14 protein-coding genes are annotated in these 16,278 nt (G+C 41.2%); 13 read left to right on the forward strand and 1 reads right to left on the reverse strand.

All coding sequences use genetic code 11. The features are described from left to right. Nucleotide 1 precedes the first annotated feature (1 nt). The 5 genes from ilvN (at nt 2) to I6N96_RS15515 (ending at nt 6,305) form a co-directional block, all read left to right on the forward strand. Nucleotides 2-484 carry an acetolactate synthase small subunit gene (gene ilvN / locus I6N96_RS15495; RefSeq protein WP_209558475.1) on the forward strand — a complete coding sequence of 161 codons (483 nt, stop codon included), beginning with the start codon at nt 2-4 and terminating at the stop codon, nt 482-484. Nucleotides 485-535: 51 nt separating this feature from the next. Further along, complete coding sequence (gene ilvC, locus I6N96_RS15500; RefSeq protein WP_209558476.1) at nt 536-1,531, forward strand: ketol-acid reductoisomerase; 996 nt, start codon at nt 536-538, stop codon at nt 1,529-1,531. Nucleotides 1,532-1,566: 35 nt separating this feature from the next. Beyond that, nucleotides 1,567-2,820: a threonine ammonia-lyase IlvA gene (ilvA, locus tag I6N96_RS15505; RefSeq protein ID WP_209558477.1), complete on the forward strand. Its 1,254-nt coding sequence runs from the start codon at nt 1,567-1,569 to the stop codon at nt 2,818-2,820. Nucleotides 2,821-3,133: 313 nt separating this feature from the next. Continuing rightward, entirely contained in the window at nt 3,134-5,074 is a 1,941-nt protein-coding gene (locus tag I6N96_RS15510) for an acyltransferase family protein (protein WP_209558478.1), read from the forward strand. A 217-nt stretch (nt 5,075-5,291) separates the two neighbouring features. Then, the gene (locus I6N96_RS15515; RefSeq protein ID WP_209558479.1) at nt 5,292-6,305 is read left to right on the forward strand and encodes a zinc-binding alcohol dehydrogenase family protein; all 1,014 of its coding nucleotides are present in this window, start codon (nt 5,292-5,294) and stop codon (nt 6,303-6,305) included. Between the two features lie 336 nt (nt 6,306-6,641). Here I6N96_RS15515 and I6N96_RS15520 read toward each other — a convergent pair whose 3' ends face one another. Then, nucleotides 6,642-7,457, reverse strand: coding sequence for an NUDIX domain-containing protein (locus I6N96_RS15520; RefSeq protein WP_209558480.1), 816 nt, complete (start codon nt 7,455-7,457; stop codon nt 6,642-6,644). 353 nt (nt 7,458-7,810) lie between these two features. Between I6N96_RS15520 and abc-f the strand changes: the two genes are divergently transcribed. The 8 genes from abc-f to I6N96_RS15560 all read left to right on the forward strand — a co-directional run bounded on the left by abc-f (nt 7,811) and on the right by I6N96_RS15560 (nt 16,205). Next, entirely contained in the window at nt 7,811-9,364 is a 1,554-nt protein-coding gene (gene abc-f, locus I6N96_RS15525; protein ID WP_209558481.1) for a ribosomal protection-like ABC-F family protein, read from the forward strand. A gap of 287 nt (nt 9,365-9,651) precedes the next feature. Continuing rightward, nucleotides 9,652-10,224: a TetR/AcrR family transcriptional regulator gene (locus I6N96_RS15530; RefSeq protein ID WP_209558482.1), complete on the forward strand. Its 573-nt coding sequence runs from the start codon at nt 9,652-9,654 to the stop codon at nt 10,222-10,224. Then, nucleotides 10,221-10,466 carry a zinc ribbon domain-containing protein gene (locus tag I6N96_RS15535; RefSeq protein WP_209558483.1) on the forward strand — a complete coding sequence of 82 codons (246 nt, stop codon included), beginning with the start codon at nt 10,221-10,223 and terminating at the stop codon, nt 10,464-10,466. The genes I6N96_RS15530 and I6N96_RS15535 overlap by 4 nt, the downstream gene beginning before the upstream one ends. A gap of 5 nt (nt 10,467-10,471) precedes the next feature. Beyond that, a complete protein-coding gene (locus tag I6N96_RS15540) occupies nt 10,472-10,735 on the forward strand; it encodes a TfoX/Sxy family DNA transformation protein (RefSeq protein ID WP_209558484.1) in 264 nt (87 codons plus the stop codon). Nucleotides 10,736-11,042: 307 nt separating this feature from the next. Then, nucleotides 11,043-12,467: a PTS mannitol transporter subunit IIBC gene (locus I6N96_RS15545; RefSeq protein WP_209558485.1), complete on the forward strand. Its 1,425-nt coding sequence runs from the start codon at nt 11,043-11,045 to the stop codon at nt 12,465-12,467. A 38-nt stretch (nt 12,468-12,505) separates the two neighbouring features. Beyond that, entirely contained in the window at nt 12,506-14,596 is a 2,091-nt protein-coding gene (locus I6N96_RS15550) for a BglG family transcription antiterminator (protein ID WP_209558486.1), read from the forward strand. A 32-nt stretch (nt 14,597-14,628) separates the two neighbouring features. Further along, nucleotides 14,629-15,060: a PTS mannitol transporter subunit IIA gene (locus I6N96_RS15555; protein WP_209558487.1), complete on the forward strand. Its 432-nt coding sequence runs from the start codon at nt 14,629-14,631 to the stop codon at nt 15,058-15,060. Then, on the forward strand, nt 15,057-16,205 hold the full coding sequence (locus I6N96_RS15560; protein WP_209558488.1) for a mannitol-1-phosphate 5-dehydrogenase: 1,149 nt from the start codon (nt 15,057-15,059) through the stop codon (nt 16,203-16,205). Before I6N96_RS15555 ends, I6N96_RS15560 begins: the two co-directional genes overlap by 4 nt. Nucleotides 16,206-16,278: the final 73 nt, after the last annotated feature.

Raw genomic sequence — 16,278 nt, forward strand, 5'->3', positions numbered from 1 at the left:
CATGAGACGGATCATAACAGCAACAGTTTATAACAATTCAGGTGTTCTTAACCGTTTCAGCGGTGTTCTGACTCGACGTCAGGTAAATATCGACAGTATCTCTGTCGGACCAACGGAGCAGGAGAATATTTCAAGGATAACCATCATCGTACAGATCGAGGATTTAAGGGAAAGCGAACAGGTAACGAAGCAGCTGAATAAGCAGGTAGATGTTATCAAGGTATCAGATATAACAGATGAGCCGCACTTAGAAAGAGAGCTGGCTTTGATCAAACTGAATGCCCCGGCAGCAATCCGCTCAGAGCTTTTCTCAGTCATCGATCCGTTTCGAGCAAATGTCATCGATGTTGGGACAAAAACAGTGGTGATACAAGTCACTGGAACAAGTGAAAAAATCAGCGCGTTTGTCGATGTGGTTTCACCATACGGCATCAAGCAGCTGGCACGCACAGGAGTAACAGGCTTCACTAGAGGTAATCACTAAAGTGAAGTTTTTAAATAAACAATACTAAAAATACACGGAGGTTTTATAATTATGGCAAAAGTTTACTACAATGACTCAGTTGAAAAAAACGTACTGGAAGGTAAAACAGTCGCAATCATCGGATACGGCTCACAAGGGCACGCACATGCGCAAAATTTAAGAGATAACGGCAATCAGGTTGTGATCGGTATCAGAGAAGGAAAATCTGCTGAGGCAGCTAGAAATGATGGGTTCGAAGTACTTTCAGCAGCTGATGCTGCGAAAAAAGCACAACTCGTGATGATCTTGGCACCGGATGAAATCCAAGGTGACCTGTATGATAATGAGATTGCTCCAAATCTGGCAGCAGGAGATGCACTAGCTTTTGCCCATGGCTTCAATATTCATTTTGATGTTATCAAACCTCCGAAGGATGTCGATGTGTTCTTGGTAGCACCGAAAGGACCTGGACATTTGGTTCGTCGTACCTTTACAGAAGGCTTTGCAGTCCCGGCTTTGTTTGCAGTTTATCAGGACGCAACAGGAACTGCTCGTGATGTGGCACTTTCTTACGCAAAAGGGATTGGAGCAACACGTGTAGGTGTTCTGGAAACAACTTTCAAGGAGGAAACGGAAACCGATCTATTTGGGGAACAGGCAGTTCTTTGCGGAGGTTTGACAAGCTTGATCGAAGCTGGTTTCGAAACGTTGACGGAAGCTGGATATCAGCCTGAGCTTGCGTACTTTGAAGTATGTCACGAAATCAAGCTGATCGTTGACTTGATCTACGAAGGAGGCTTTGGGAAAATGCGTAACTCTATCTCAAATACTGCTGAGTACGGAGACTATGTTTCTGGTCCTCGTGTTATTACAGAACAGGCGAAAGCAAACATGAAGGATGTATTGACGGATATCCAAAACGGGAACTTTGCGAAAGGCTTTGTTGACGACAACAAAAACGGCTTCAAAGAGTTCTATAAGATGAGAGAAGAAAATGCCGGTCACCCAATCGAAAAAGTTGGTGCCGAATTAAGAAAAATGATGCCATTCGTTTCTCAAAATGACTAGTCCGACGTTTCAGACAAAGAGGTGAGAGAAATTTGATGGAACTGACAAAAGAGAAAATCGATGGTGCACATGAAGTATTAAAAAAAGTAGTGACCAAAACACCTCTTCAGTATGATTTGTACCTTTCACAAAAATACCAGTGCAATGTATATTTGAAGAGAGAGGATCTGCAGAAGGTTCGATCATTCAAGCTGCGGGGAGCTTACTATGCTATCTCGCAGATTGCTCCTGAAACACTGGCAAATGGCGTTGTCTGCGCCAGTGCAGGGAATCATGCGCAGGGCGTTGCATATACTTGCAGGGAGATGAAGGTACCGGCAACGATCTTTATGCCGACAACCACGCCGCAGCAGAAAATTTCACAGGTTCAATTTTTTGGTGGAAATGAAGTAGTAATACAGCTGGTAGGAGATACATTTGATGCTTCTGCCGCAGCGGCAAAGAAATTTGCACAGCAGAACAATCAGACGTTTATTGATCCATTCGACGATTTGAATATCATGGCAGGTCAGGGAACTGTCGCAGCAGAGATCTTCACTAAAGCTAAAGAAGAAGATATTCAAATCGATTATTTACTGGCGGCGATTGGCGGCGGCGGATTGATCAGCGGTTCAGCAGTTTATACAAAAGCGGTCAGTCCAGTTACTGCTGTGATCGGTGTTGAACCGCAGGGTGCGCAGTCGATGAAGGCCGCTTTTGAAGAAGGCGCACCGATAGAACTGACGCAGGTAGAGAAATTTGTTGATGGGGCTGCAGTGAAAAGGGTTGGTGGGAAGACCTATGAACACACGGTGGAAACAGTCGACAAATTGATTTCTGTTGATGAAGGTCAAGTATGCTCAACAATACTTGAGCTATATTCAAAACAGGCGATCGTTGTTGAACCAGCAGGAGCACTGAGTGTAGCTGGTCTTGAACAAATGAAGGAAGAAATAAAAGGAAAGACAGTTGTTTGTATTATCAGTGGCGGAAACAATGATATCAACAGGATGGCAGAGATTGAGGAACGGTCTTTGATATTTGAAGGACTGAAGCATTATTTTGTCATTAATTTTCCGCAACGTCCGGGAGCATTGAGGGAATTTGTAAATGATGTCTTGGGCCCCGATGATGATATCACACGATTTGAATACACAAAGAAAGTGAATAGGGGAACAGGGCCGGTGATATTAGGTGTCCTGTTAAAAAGAAGAGAAGACTTGCCTCAACTAATGGAAAATCTTCACAGCTTTGATCCGACATATATTGATCTGAGTGAAAACCCTTCTCTCTATACTTTACTGGTATGATTGATCATTTTGTAAATAAGACCTTTCTGGATGCATAAACGTCCAGAAGGGTTTTTTTGTTATTTTATTATTATTATCTAAACATATTTTAAAAAAGGGAACATATTAAAATCTCCTTTTATTTTTATGTAATCCCAGTTCGTCATACTTTCGTCCGACTACTATAAAGAATTAGTAAAATTTTGTTGAAAGCATGAAAGACCCCTTGCCATTTTCGCTGAAAGGACGTATATTTAAATTATCGCTGAAAAAAGCATTTAAAATTTGAAAATAACTTTTACAAAATAGATTATAGTAAAGTTGGTTAATATAGATGGAACATAAAAAAAGGCTTGAAAAAAGCCGTTATATTACTGGATTCGATGGAATCCGGACGATTGCAGTTGTCGGAGTCATTCTCTATCATTTATTCCCGCAAATCATGAGCGGCGGATATCTGGGGGTTCCGATATTTTTTACTCTTTCAGGGTATCTGATCACCGATTTATTACGCCAGGAATGGCTTCAAAATGATGGAATAGACGTAAAAGGATTTTACATAAGAAGGATGAAGAGACTTTACCCGGGACTGATATTCATGCTGATTTCAGCCTCCGCCTACATTGCTCTTTTTCAAAGGGATTTACTCAATAATCTGCGTGGTGTAGTTGCCAGCAGCGTGTTATATTATAATAATTGGTGGCAAATTTTTCATGGTTTTTCCTATTTTGATCGTTTTGCTGCACAATCCCCGTTTACTCATATCTGGTCTTTAGCAGTGGAGGCTCAAAACTATCTGATCTGGCCTTTGCTGTTCATTCTCTTAAAAAAATACTTGAAAACAAATGGAAAAATAGTTGGAGCCATTTTGGCGGCCGCAGGGATTTCAGGCCTGTTGATGGCCGTTTTATATGTTCCGGGCGCTGATCCAACAAGGGTTTACTATGGAACAGATACAAGAATATTTTCTATTTTGATTGGTAATGCGCTGGCATTTGTCTGGCCGACTTCTCGATTAAAGGAAGAGATCCCGAAAAAAGCGCGTTTTCTGCTTAATGGAGTTGGCGGTATATCGCTGGCAGTCATCATCATCTCCTTTATCTTTTTGTCCGATCATTATGCATTTATTTACCGCGGCGGGATGTTTCTTCTGAGCATATTTACCGCACTATTAGTAGCTGTTACAGCCCATCCCGGTGCAGACCTGAACAAATGGCTGACCAATCCTGTGTTTGCCTGGGTTGGGAAAAGAAGCTATGGCATTTATCTTTATCAATTCCCTGTCATGATATTCTATGAAGCGAAAATCACGAATCTGACGGATCACCTTTTCCTGCATTCACTTGTGGAGTTAGCATTGATTCTTGGTATCAGTGAGTTGTCTTATCGCTTTATTGAAAAGCCGCTGAAGAATTTCTATTATCGTTATATCCTCTATGCATTGAAGGATATAGTCAAAAAGCCGTTTATTACGGTTCCCAAGGCAACGTTTGCGGTTGGTGTCATTCTTTCCGGTTTTGCAATTTATGGATGGATCATTGCACCAACAAACTATGTCACAGCAGAACAGCTCCAGCTTCAGCAAACTATAGAGCAGAATAAAAAATTGGCTGAAGAGCGGAGAAAAGCAGAGTTGGAGAGAACCGAAGCCTCTGAGTCAGCTGCCTCTGAATCTCAGGAAGAAGCCGGAGATCCGGCTCACTACGGCTTGACGGACGAAGAATGGGCAAAAGCTCAAGCATTGGAAATCACTGCTTTTGGCGACTCAGTCATTTTGGATGGCGGAGCAGATTTGCAGACGGTATTTCCTAGAATGCTCATTGATGGAGAAGTTGGCAGGCAGGTATTCAATAGTGAGGAACCATTGGAGAAGCTTAAGACGGACAATCAGTTGAGGGACACAGTTCTAGTCAGTCTGGGAACGAATGGCTCATTTACTGAAGCCCAGTTTGACAGTTTACTGCAAATCATCGGAAGCGAACGACAAGTCTTTTGGATCAATGCTAGAGTTCCTACAAGACGTTGGCAGAATGAAGTAAATACAATGCTGAGTTCGATGGCTGAGAAATATCCAAATGTTACAATCATTGACTGGTACGACTTCAGTAAGGATCATGATGAATGGTTCTATGAAGATCTTGTTCATCCAAATGTAGATGGTCAAATCCAATATGCTCAATTTATTGCAAAAGCTATAGTAAACAACAGCAATAACGAGACGAAGGAAACAAAAGAAACGAGTGAAACAACTCAATCAACTAAAAAAGCAGAGTAATTTATCTGTAAAGCTCAAAGAGGGTCAGGTATCAGACGCCCCCCTGAAGTACCACTTAGTTGAATATTACGGGTGAAACCGACTGGATGTCAGCAATGATCCAGTCGGTTTTTTTAAATTTTTCTGAAGTTGACCTGATACGAATAGGCTTTCTTTGTGTTTTCATTGGATGAAAGGTAAAGTGGAAGAAAATGAGTGTACTGGAGGAGAAAAATTCATGGACACGATGAAAGCAGTCGTATTGAAGCATTCTGCAGAGCCGAATGGTATCAATTATTTTGATGATGCAGAAATTGCAATACCTGAATTGAAAGAAGCCCACGATCTGCTGGTGGAGGTCAAAGGAATCTCTGTAAATCCTGTAGATACAAAAACGAGTAAGAAGAATTTCGAAGAAGACTATCGTGTTTTAGGCTGGGATGCTGCTGGCGTCGTCAAAAAAATTGGGAAAGCAGTGACTGATTTCAACGTAGGAGATGAGGTCTTTTATGCAGGAGATTATACTCGTTCGGGAAGCAACAGCCAATATCAATTGATTGATGAACGTTTGGTTGCGAAAAAGCCTGAGCTGTTGTCAATGGCAGAAAGTGCAGCGATTCCTTTGACTGCTCTAACTGCTTGGGAAGCACTGTTTGATCGTTTAGAACTTACTGAAAAGGATCGAGGAAAGAAAATCCTGATCATCAATGGTGCCGGCGGTGTAGGATCAGCGGCGATTCAACTGGCAAAACATGCCGGTTTGGAAGTCATTACTACAGCTTCGAGAATAGAAACACTTGAGTGGGTCAATAAGATGGGTGCAGACAGAGTGATCAATCATCGTCAGTCACTATCAGAAGAGTTGAGAAAAATTGGCGTGAAGGAGCTGCCGTATATTTTATGCTTGTATAATCCAAATGCGTATTGGGAAGAAATGGCAAAAATCATTCAGCCCCAAGGCAGGATATGCTCAATTGTGGATGCAGACAGACCAGTTGATCTGAGTTTGTTGAAAAATAAGAGTGTGACCTTTAGCTGGGAATTTATGTTTACTCGCTCTATGTACCAGACAGAAGATATGGGGCGTCAAGGAGAAATTCTTACTGAAATTGCTAAGATGTATGATCAGGAAATACTGAATAAGACAATGACAAAACATATGCATCCAATCAATGCGGAGAATATCGAAGATGCACATAAAATTGTTGGAAGCAGTAAGATGATCGGCAAGTTGGTTTTGACCGGCTGGTAGAAGAGGTTAAATAGAGGTGATAGGGGCGAGCCATAAGAGAAAGCCTATGAGACATGTATTTATGGTTTACCTATACTGATGATTTCCACTATAGATAAACGTTAATTTACAAATTTTTGAAATCGTTTGATCTATTTTGAGAAGGAGCATTGCCTCTGAAAATCTAACGATTTTTGAGACAAACCATTATGCTGTATTCCTTTTTTCTGGCTCTACAGTTTTCTTCTCACTTCCCCCCTCGTTTATGGAGCAGAGGGACCTTATCCGTTCTATCAAATTTATAGCAATCAAAAAGTCTGGGAAAATAAAATCCCAGACTTTTTGATTTTTGCTGTATTAAGTATTAAGTTTCAGTTTATAAATTTTCGATGGTCGGCCAATCCCGACAGGGCGTTCACCGATTTCATCGAAGTATTGCAGCATCGCTTTTTTAAAGTTCGAATGATCGATTGATTTGTAATCTACACCAAGGAACTTAGCAAAGACCTTTCTAGCTTCCGTGATCGTGAAATCCTTCCCAAGAACTTGCAAAACCTGAGGCTCATGCTCCATTTTATTGGCTACTCGATTAAAGGCCTTTAAAACGATTTGGCTATGGTCAAAGGCAAGCAGTTGGTGATCATCCGCTGATGGATCATTCAGGTCCAGACGAATTTCTACATCTTCATCTGTAAGAATCAGCTTATGACCGACACGTTTCATATTGAACCAGCTGACTTCCTTGGCATCATCTCCGGCTATCAAGGGCTCTTCGCCGATAAAGGCCAGATAACTGACTGTTACCACCCAGCCCCGCGGATCACGATTTGGCGTACTGAAGGTATGCAGCTGTTCAATATTCTGTTTGGATATCACAACACCGGTTTCTTCCTTCGTCTCACGCAGGACGCTTTCTCCTGTAGACTCATTCGGCATAACAAAGCCGCCGGGCAGTGCCCATGAGTTTCTGTAAGGATGTCCCTTACGCTTGATCAAAAGCAGCTTCAGCTGATCCTCTTCCTTGTTATAGCACATCAAAACAATATCAACAGTCAATGAAGGTTTTTCATATTCAGGATGATCTTGCTGGTGATACCACTTTAGAAACTCCACTTCACTGGCTTCTTGTTCATAGTATTGTCGTTCTTCTTTTTTTGAAGCAAAGCGAGACAAAAGCGTTCATCCTCTCTAACTTATAAGATAAAAGTAATTTTCACTTTATTTTATCATGTAGAAGAATAAAAACAACTATAGAAAGTTGACTCTTGTAAAATAATCCGGATTTTGTTAGACTGTAACTAACTTAAGAAAGGGAAAGGTACTTGGACTATGGATACTACATCTACTAAACAATAATTTAATTCAATTATTAAATTCTGTAGTGGATGAGTGTACCCAAAATAGTGATGACAAGTATTCTTTCATAGAAGCAAATAAACGGCTTATTTTGTATAGCCTTGGGTTTGCTATATATGCATAGTAGGGAAACTGTCATCTTCTTCAGAATTGAAGGAGGTTTTTTTGTTATGTCAATAGAATTCAAAAATATAAAAATGTACTTTGGTGATAAAGATTTATTTGCAGTCGATCACTTCCTGATTCCAACAGGCAGTCGTGTAGGTGTAGTCGGGGATAATGGATCAGGGAAAACAACATTGTTCTCCTTGATCAAAGGAACGATGGAGCCCAATGAAGGGCACATCATATGTGATGATCAGGTTGCGTCAATCGATCAGCTGATTGATGCTGACACGACTGATAGTGGTGGGGAACAGACGAAGAAGCGGATTCAGGAAGCCTTGAAGGGGGCATCTGGAATTCTGTTGGCCGATGAGCCAACGAACCATCTGGATACAAAGGGAATCGACTTCTTAGAGAAAAAACTGAAGCGTTATTCAGGAACACTGCTGGTAATCTCTCATAACCGTTCTTTTTTGAATAAGGTAGTGAATAAAATACTGGCAGTTGAGAAGGGTACCTTAAAGCTGTACGAGGGAAATTATGATGCATATCTGGAACAGAAAAAGATCGAAGAGACCGAGCATCAGCGCGCCTATGACAACTATCAGCAGGAGAAACACCGCTTGATTCAGGCAACAGGTGTTGTGAAGGAAAAAAGCCGTCAAACCAGAAAAGCACCACGACGTATGGGCAATTCAGAAGCTCGTCTGCATAAAATGGGCGATCAGCGGGCAAAGAAAAACCTAGATGATCGTGCAAAAATCATGGAAACCCGTTTGGAAAAGTTGGAGAAGGTAGAGAAGCCTAGAGAAAAGAAACAGCTGATCATACCATTTACTGCGACACAAAAACTGCATGCAGTCTATTTGCTGTCAGCAGATCACTATTCCTTGAAAGTCGGCAGCAAGGAGCTTCTAGTGGATGCCTCCTTCCAATTGCTGACAGGGTCAAAAACAGCTTTGCTTGGCGCAAATGGGACAGGGAAAACAACATTGCTGAAGCAGATTCTTAATAGAGATGCTGAGATATCTTTTGCTAAAGGAGTAAAGATTGGCTATTTTAGCCAGAGCTTTGAGACGCTGGACGAAGAAAAAACGATTTTCGATACAGTCCGAGAAAGTTCACTTCATGATGATCAAGCAGTCAGAGACTTATTGGCGCATATGCAATTTCGAGGAGAAACGATATTTAAAGAGATTGGTGTATTAAGCGGCGGTGAGCGAAGCAAGGTGGCAATCAGCAAGTTGTTATTGAGTGATTACAATATCCTCTTATTGGATGAGCCGACGAACCATTTGGATATTTCTTCGATCCAGGTTTTGGAGGAAGCATTAACTGCATATCAAGGGACGATCTTATATGTTTCCCATGATCAGACATTTATTGAGCATACCGCAACTGACAAATGGCTGATAACCGAAAAACTCATTCAAACAGAACAGGATAAGAATCGTCTGAATGAGCAGGAAGAGCAAAGAAAGCAGCAGCAGATGCTGTTGGAAAATCGGAAGACAGCGTTATTGAGTCAGATGATTGGTACAGGAGGCGATGAGAAGCTGGCGATAGAGAAGGAGTTTCAAGAAGTGCTCCAAACATTGAAGAAGCTAGCTGAAGAGTAGGATATGATTGTGGATGAATAAATGGTCGCTTTGCTGGGTGCTGCTTCAACTAAAATCAGGAATAACGATTGAAGGTTCATCGTACGAAAAGTGATCTTTGTATGAAATCTGCAGCAAAGAAATTAGAAGTAGTTGCTATTTCCTTAATAGAGAATATATGGAACTTTTCAAGCTAGGTCTGTTGCTTAGCTTTGAGGAGTTCCATTTTTTATTGACATTTTAAGGAGAAAATATTAAACTGACTATATAGTCAGTTTGTTGTTTCAGACTAATAAAAGGAGCAGCCGATGAATAGAGAAGAAAAAAAAGCATTGACGAAGAGCAAGATTCTGTCTGCAGCAGAAAAGCTGTATAGTGAAAAAGGCTTTGTAGAGGTATCTATTGAGGAAGTCAGTAAGGCAGCTGGTGTAGGAAAAGGAACGGTTTTTCTTCATTTTGGGAATCAAGATGAGCTGATGGGGACAGTACTCAGTCAGCTGCTTGAAACCTTTGATCAGGAAATGGAAAAGAAGGGGCACGAACTAGCAACGTTAGAAGAATATTTGCTTCTTCATCTATCTGTTCTAGCCTATCACGAGGATTTGTATTTTCACTTCATCACACAACGATTGCTGTTGGGGAAGTCAGTGAATTATACATATATAGGATTACAGGCAGCTTTTTCTCATCATTTTGAAAAATGCGTCAAGCGTGAATTATCTCTGCCTTTGGATGTTGTGTTCACTAGTTGGATCGGGATGGTCCATTATTATCTGGAAAATAGGGATTTGTTTGGCGGAAAAAATATTATCTCAAAGAATAAAGAAAAATGGGTAGCCCATTATCTTATTTTATTGAATGAAGGAGGAATCAAGAAATGAAACAATGTATTTCATGTGGTATGCCGATGAGAAAAAAAGAGGACTTTGCAAATCAGGATATGACGAAAGATTATTGTGTGTATTGCGTAAAGGAGGATGGGAGTATGAATACATTTTCCGAAATGGTTGATGGTACTGCCAAATTTCTTATTCAAACACAAGGACTTTCTGAAGAAGCGGCGAGAGAAGCTGCGGTCTATCAGCTAAAACAGCTGCCTCATTGGAAAAATGCAGAGGAGTGATCATCATGACTTTAGAAAGCGTTCCGGGATTAGGACCGGTAACTGTTGAAAAACTCCGGAAGGTTGGTATCGAATCCATCGATCAACTGGAGGAAATTGGAAGCATGAATGCTTTTTTAATGGTAAGAGAGATGGTAGATAAAGGAGCGTGTCTCTCGTTTCTTTACGGTTTGGAAGGTGCAGTACAGAAAAAACGCAGCAAAGAACTTTCTCCTGACACGAAGGAAAAGTTGAGAAAGTTTGTTCGTTCATTGGATCAAGAACAATAAAATAATTGAATCGATCATGAAAATAAAGTGCTATGACATAAAAATGTCAGAGGGCTTTATTTTTTATACATATTTCTTCCCAAAAGAGTTGATAACAGTCCTTGTGGAATGTAAAAAAATAGTCTTCAGGTTTTGTCAAAGCCAAGTGGACAAAACCGTATTTTCATTCTCTTGTGAATGGAAACGACAGCGTTTACAATGAGGTTGACAGCAAGAGCTCGTCAAAAAAATTCGACTGCGCAGTCTGAATGAAAAAGATACATTCTTATGGAATCAGGATGTTTTAAAACTTGAGGAGGAAAAAGTTATGGAACAGACACAGGGGAGTATAAAAGTAAAAATCCAGCAGTTCGGTAGTTTCTTAAGTGGAATGATCATGCCGAATATTGGAGCATTCATTGCGTGGGGGATTCTGACGGCATTATTTATTCCAACAGGTTGGCTGCCGAATGAGCAGCTGAATGAAATCACAGGTCCGACAATCAATTACTTATTACCTATTTTGATTGGCTTTACTGGCGGGCGTTTAGTTTATGATATCCGCGGAGGTGTCGTGGGTGCGATGGTTACGATGGGTGTGATCACAGGATCGAATATCCCGATGTTTCTTGGTGCAATGATGGTTGGTCCTGCAGGGGCTTTATGCATCAAGAAGTTTGACGAACTGGTTGACGGAAAAATCAAACCGGGTTTTGAAATGTTGGTCAACAATTTCTCGGCTGGTATTTTATCTTCTATTTTAGCAATTTTAGCATTTTTGGTGGTTGGACCAGCAGTAGAGGGATTGAACAGTGCATTGGCTTCAGGTGTTGGTTTCCTGATCGATCATTCGTTACTGCCGTTGGCAAGTATCTTTATTGAACCGGCAAAAGTATTGTTTTTGAATAATGCGATCAATCATGGTGTTATCAGTCCGATTGCAATCGAACAGGCTGCAGAAACCGGAAAATCATTGCTGTTCTTGTTGGAGGCGAACCCTGGACCGGGCTTAGGTATTTTACTTGCCTATACGATGTTTGGTAAAGGAACAGCAAAACAAACAGCACCGGGTGCAATCATTATTCATTTCTTAGGTGGTATACATGAAATTTATTTCCCTTATATATTGATGAAACCGGCACTGATTCTTTCAGCAATCGGTGGTGGTATGGCAGGTGTACTGACATTATCCGTTTTTAATGCAGGCTTGGTAGCACCGGCTTCTCCAGGAAGTATCTTTGCAATATTGGCAATGACACCTCGTGATGGTTATCTTGGTGTTATCCTAGCAATTATCGCAGCGGCGGCAGTGTCATTTGGTATTTCTGCATTGATTCTGAAAACGTCAAAAGAAACAGAAACAGATTTGAAGGAAGCAACAGAAAAAGTCAGTGCTTTGAAAGGAAAGCAGTCAGCTGCTCAAACATTGACAGAGGTGGAAGCTGTTGAACAAAGCAATGGTGTTTTAACGAATGTTCAAAAAATCATTTTTGCTTGTGATGCAGGAATGGGGTCCAGTGCAATGGGCGCTTCTGTACTGAGAAACAAAGTGAAAAAAGCAGGACTATCAATAGAAGTAGTTAACTCAGCTATTGCTCAGCTGCCGACTGACGCAGATGTGGTGGTCACCCATAAGGATTTGACCTCCAGAGCAAAAGAGAAGCTGCCGAATGCGTACCATGTTTCGGTAGAGAACTTCTTGAATGGGGATCAATATGACCAATTGGTAGAAGAGCTTTTAGCTCAAGCATAAGAAAAAAACAATATTAGTAAATCAAGGAGGGGAAATCAATGTATCTTTCAGCTAGAGCACGATTGATATTGGAACAGTTTTTAAGCTATTCGCTGCCGGTTACCTTGAAGAAATTGGCCAAGGACTTGAATGTCAGTGAGCGAACGGTTCGTCGTGACATGAAAGAGGTGGAAGAGACATTGACCTCCTATGATTTACAGCTGAAAAAGGAAAACAGTATGTATCATCTACAAGGTACGGAGAAGGATATTCAGAATTTTCGCTGGTATTTGATGGATCTTTCTTATAACGAATATAGCCCAGAAGAACGACAGGCTAGAATATTGAAGACGCTGCTGAAGGAAGAGGATGGGATCAAGCTGATTGCATTGGCTAATGAACTCAATGTAACTGTCTCGACAGTGAGCGGAGATCTAAACAAGCTTGAAGAACAGCTTCCGACAGATGTATCGATCGAACGAAAGCGTGGCGCAGGTGTTTCCTTGCAAGCGACAGAGGTCAGCAGACGTCATTTGATGAGCGAAATCGTCGGCAATCAGTTTCCTAATTATCAGCTGATCAAATATTTTCAGGAAAAGGAAAAATCTGAAGCAACCGCAAATTGGGTGGAAGAACGGTTGCTGAATCTAGTTGATGAGAGCTTGCTGCAAAAGGTTGAAATACGTATCAGAGACTGGCGGGAACAACAGGCTGTTCAAATCAGTGACGAAGCATACAGCAATTTAATTGTTCATCTATCAATAGCTGTTGAACGAATCATTGACGGCAGTTTTGTTCCAAGCTATCAATCTGAACAGGAGATTCTCAGCTCATCTGAATATGAAGTTGGAAAGAGACTGCTTGCTGATATTCTTGAAATCGATCCCGAGGTTGTCCCGGAAGGAGAAGCAGTGTATGCTGCGCTTTATTTACGAGGGTTGAAAAGCAGTAAGGCAGATAAGGATTTCTATGAAAATGAAGACATTCAGGTCATCCTCCTTGCTAAAAAATTGATTGCTGCCGTAGAGACAAAGCTTGCCAAAGAGCTGCCTAAGGAACAGCTGCTAAAGGGGCTGATATCTCACTTAAAGCCGACCTTGAGGAGGCTGCAGCAGGGGATGAGGATCTATAATCCACTGATTCAATCAATTAAACAGGATTATCCGGACTTGTTCAAGGTATTGCGAACTGCTTTTGACAGTGTATATTCTGGTGCTCAAGCACCGGACGAAGAAATCGGTTATTTGGTTCTTCATTTTGGGGCAGTGCTGCTTCAATTGGAAAGCCAGAATGAGTTTTCCGCCTTGGTCGTTTGCGCTAGTGGTATCGGGACTTCTCGTATGCTGGTCACACGTCTACAGCAGAAAATTCCACAGCTGAAGCAGCTTCAGACGGTATCACTCTTTGAGCTGGGCAGGAAGCGTAAAGAAACAAAGGTCGATATCATTATTTCAACAATTGATTTAGGTAAAGTGGATTTTAATTATTTTCTAGTTTCTCCAATCTTAACGGAGCAGGAAATCATGCAGATTGATATCTACTTAAAAAATACAGAGAACAGCTTTGGTAAGAGGGCGCATAAGCAGCAAGAGCTGCAGGCTGAGCTGACGATTTTAGAGGCTGTTGATTTGTTGCAGGAAAGACAATTGTATCATGAGGTTGTTCTTTCTGTTTTGAGTAATTTTAAATATGTTCATTTGAAAGAGCAGCTGGTGCTGACAGAGGATATTCTACGTGCTGTTTGCACAAAGCTTTTGGAGAAGGACCCTACGTTGGATGTAGAGCTTCTGATTGGTATTCTGCTGAGGGATGAGCACTGGAGCGGCTTTGGTATTCCCAATACATCGATTGCGATGTTTCATGCAAGAGATGAGATGATCCGTCAGCCATTTTTCCAGGTCTTTCATTTAGCAGAAAAAATTTCTGTCAAAGGCATGGATCAATCAGAAATGAAGGTGGACAAATTGATTTTGCTTTTGGCACCTGAAAAATATTCTCAGCAAGGACTAAGAGTCTTGAGTTACATAAGTGCTCTGTTTGTCGATAATCCAGAGCTGCTTGAGGTTTTGGACTATGGATCAGACGAAGAGGTTTCCAACTATTTTGTGCGAAGTTTACTGGATTTTTTGACTATACAAAGCGAATCTTGAAAAATGATACACCTCGAGAAAGGAATGGTTAGATGGAACTAGGATGTAAAGATGTTGTATTAAATCAACTATTTGAAGATAAAGTAGAAGCAATCACTGCAGCTGGAAAACTTCTGTTGGAAAGAGGGTATGTTACAGAAGGATATATTCCTAAAATGATTGAACGAGATCAAATGACCTCAACCTTCATTGGAAACATGGTGGCAATTCCCCATGGAACAGAAGATAGTAAATCAGAGATTCTTCGATCAGGAATCGTGATTATTCAAGTCCCGGAGGGAGTATCCTTTGATGGGAATGAAGTGAAGCTGATCATAGGAATTGCCGGAGCTGAAGGCCAGCATTTAGAGCTGTTATCGGAAATTGCAATGGTCTGCTCTGAGCTGGACAACGTGGAGAAATTGATTGCTGCAACAGAGGAAGAAGCAATCATCAGACTTTTTGAAGGAGGTGCAGCAGCATGAAAACAGCAGTACATTTTGGGGCTGGTAATATCGGTCGAGGCTTTATTGGCTGGCTGTTGTCGGCTGCGGGTTATGAAGTAGTTTTTGCTGATGTGAACCAGAAAGTGATTGATGCAATCAATGAAAAGAAAGAATATCAGGTAGTATTGGCAAATGAGCAGCAAGATAGCTTTCTTGTTAAGAATATTCGTGCGTTGAATAGTGAAAAGGATCAAACCCAGCTGATTCGGGAGATTGCAAAGGCTGATATAGTAACAACTGCTGTTGGAGCTACAATCTTACCGTATTTGGCAGAGACGATCGCAAAAGGGATCAAGCTGAGAAGTGTTTCGGAACAGCCATTGACAATCATTGCTTGTGAAAACATGATTGGAGGCTCCTCTCTTTTGAAGAAAGAAGTCTATCAAAAGCTGGATGAAAGTGAACAAGTATACGCTGAAAAGCACGTTGCGTTTCCTGATTCAGCTGTCGATCGCATCGTACCGGATCAAAAGCATGACGATTTATTGACAGTGACGGTTGAACCGTTTTATGAATGGGTCGTAGAAGAGCTTCCGCAAATGGATCGAGCACCGAAAATTCCGGGAATGACCTATGTACCGGATTTGACACCATACATTGAACGAAAGCTGTTTACTGTTAATACGGGTCATGCTGTTACGGCGTACTTCGGTTATATCAAGAATATTGATTCAATTGAAGATGCTATCCATAATGAAAAAGTCTTGTTTATTGTTCGAAGCGCATTGGAAGAAACAGGCGCATTGTTGGAAAAGAAATTCCAGTTCTCCCATAAAGAGCATCAGGAATACATTGATAAAATCATTGACCGATTCAAAAATCCATATGTCTCAGACTATGTTGTTCGTGTTGGACGTTCACCGATAAGAAAAATCGGCGAGAACGATCGTTTTATTCAGCCGGCGAGGCAGTTTGTAGAAGCGTTTAATGAAACACCAAAGGCTTTAGCGATCGCAATAGCAGCAGCACTGAAGTTCGAGAATCCTTCTGATGAAGAAGCCTGTGCTCTGCAGCAGGCCATTGAAGAAACTGGTCTTGAAGCGGCGATTGAACAGTATACCGGTTTGAAGCCGTATACGAAACTGTTTGAAAAGGTCAAAGAATCTTATTATGAATTGATTTAAAGACGAAGAACAATGGGTGAGCCAACCATTGTTCTTTTTACTGTGTTAAAATAAATAATGGAAAGAAAAGGAG

The sequence above is a fragment of the Enterococcus larvae genome (assembly GCF_017830045.1).
Classification (GTDB): domain Bacteria; phylum Bacillota; class Bacilli; order Lactobacillales; family Enterococcaceae; genus Enterococcus_L; species Enterococcus_L larvae.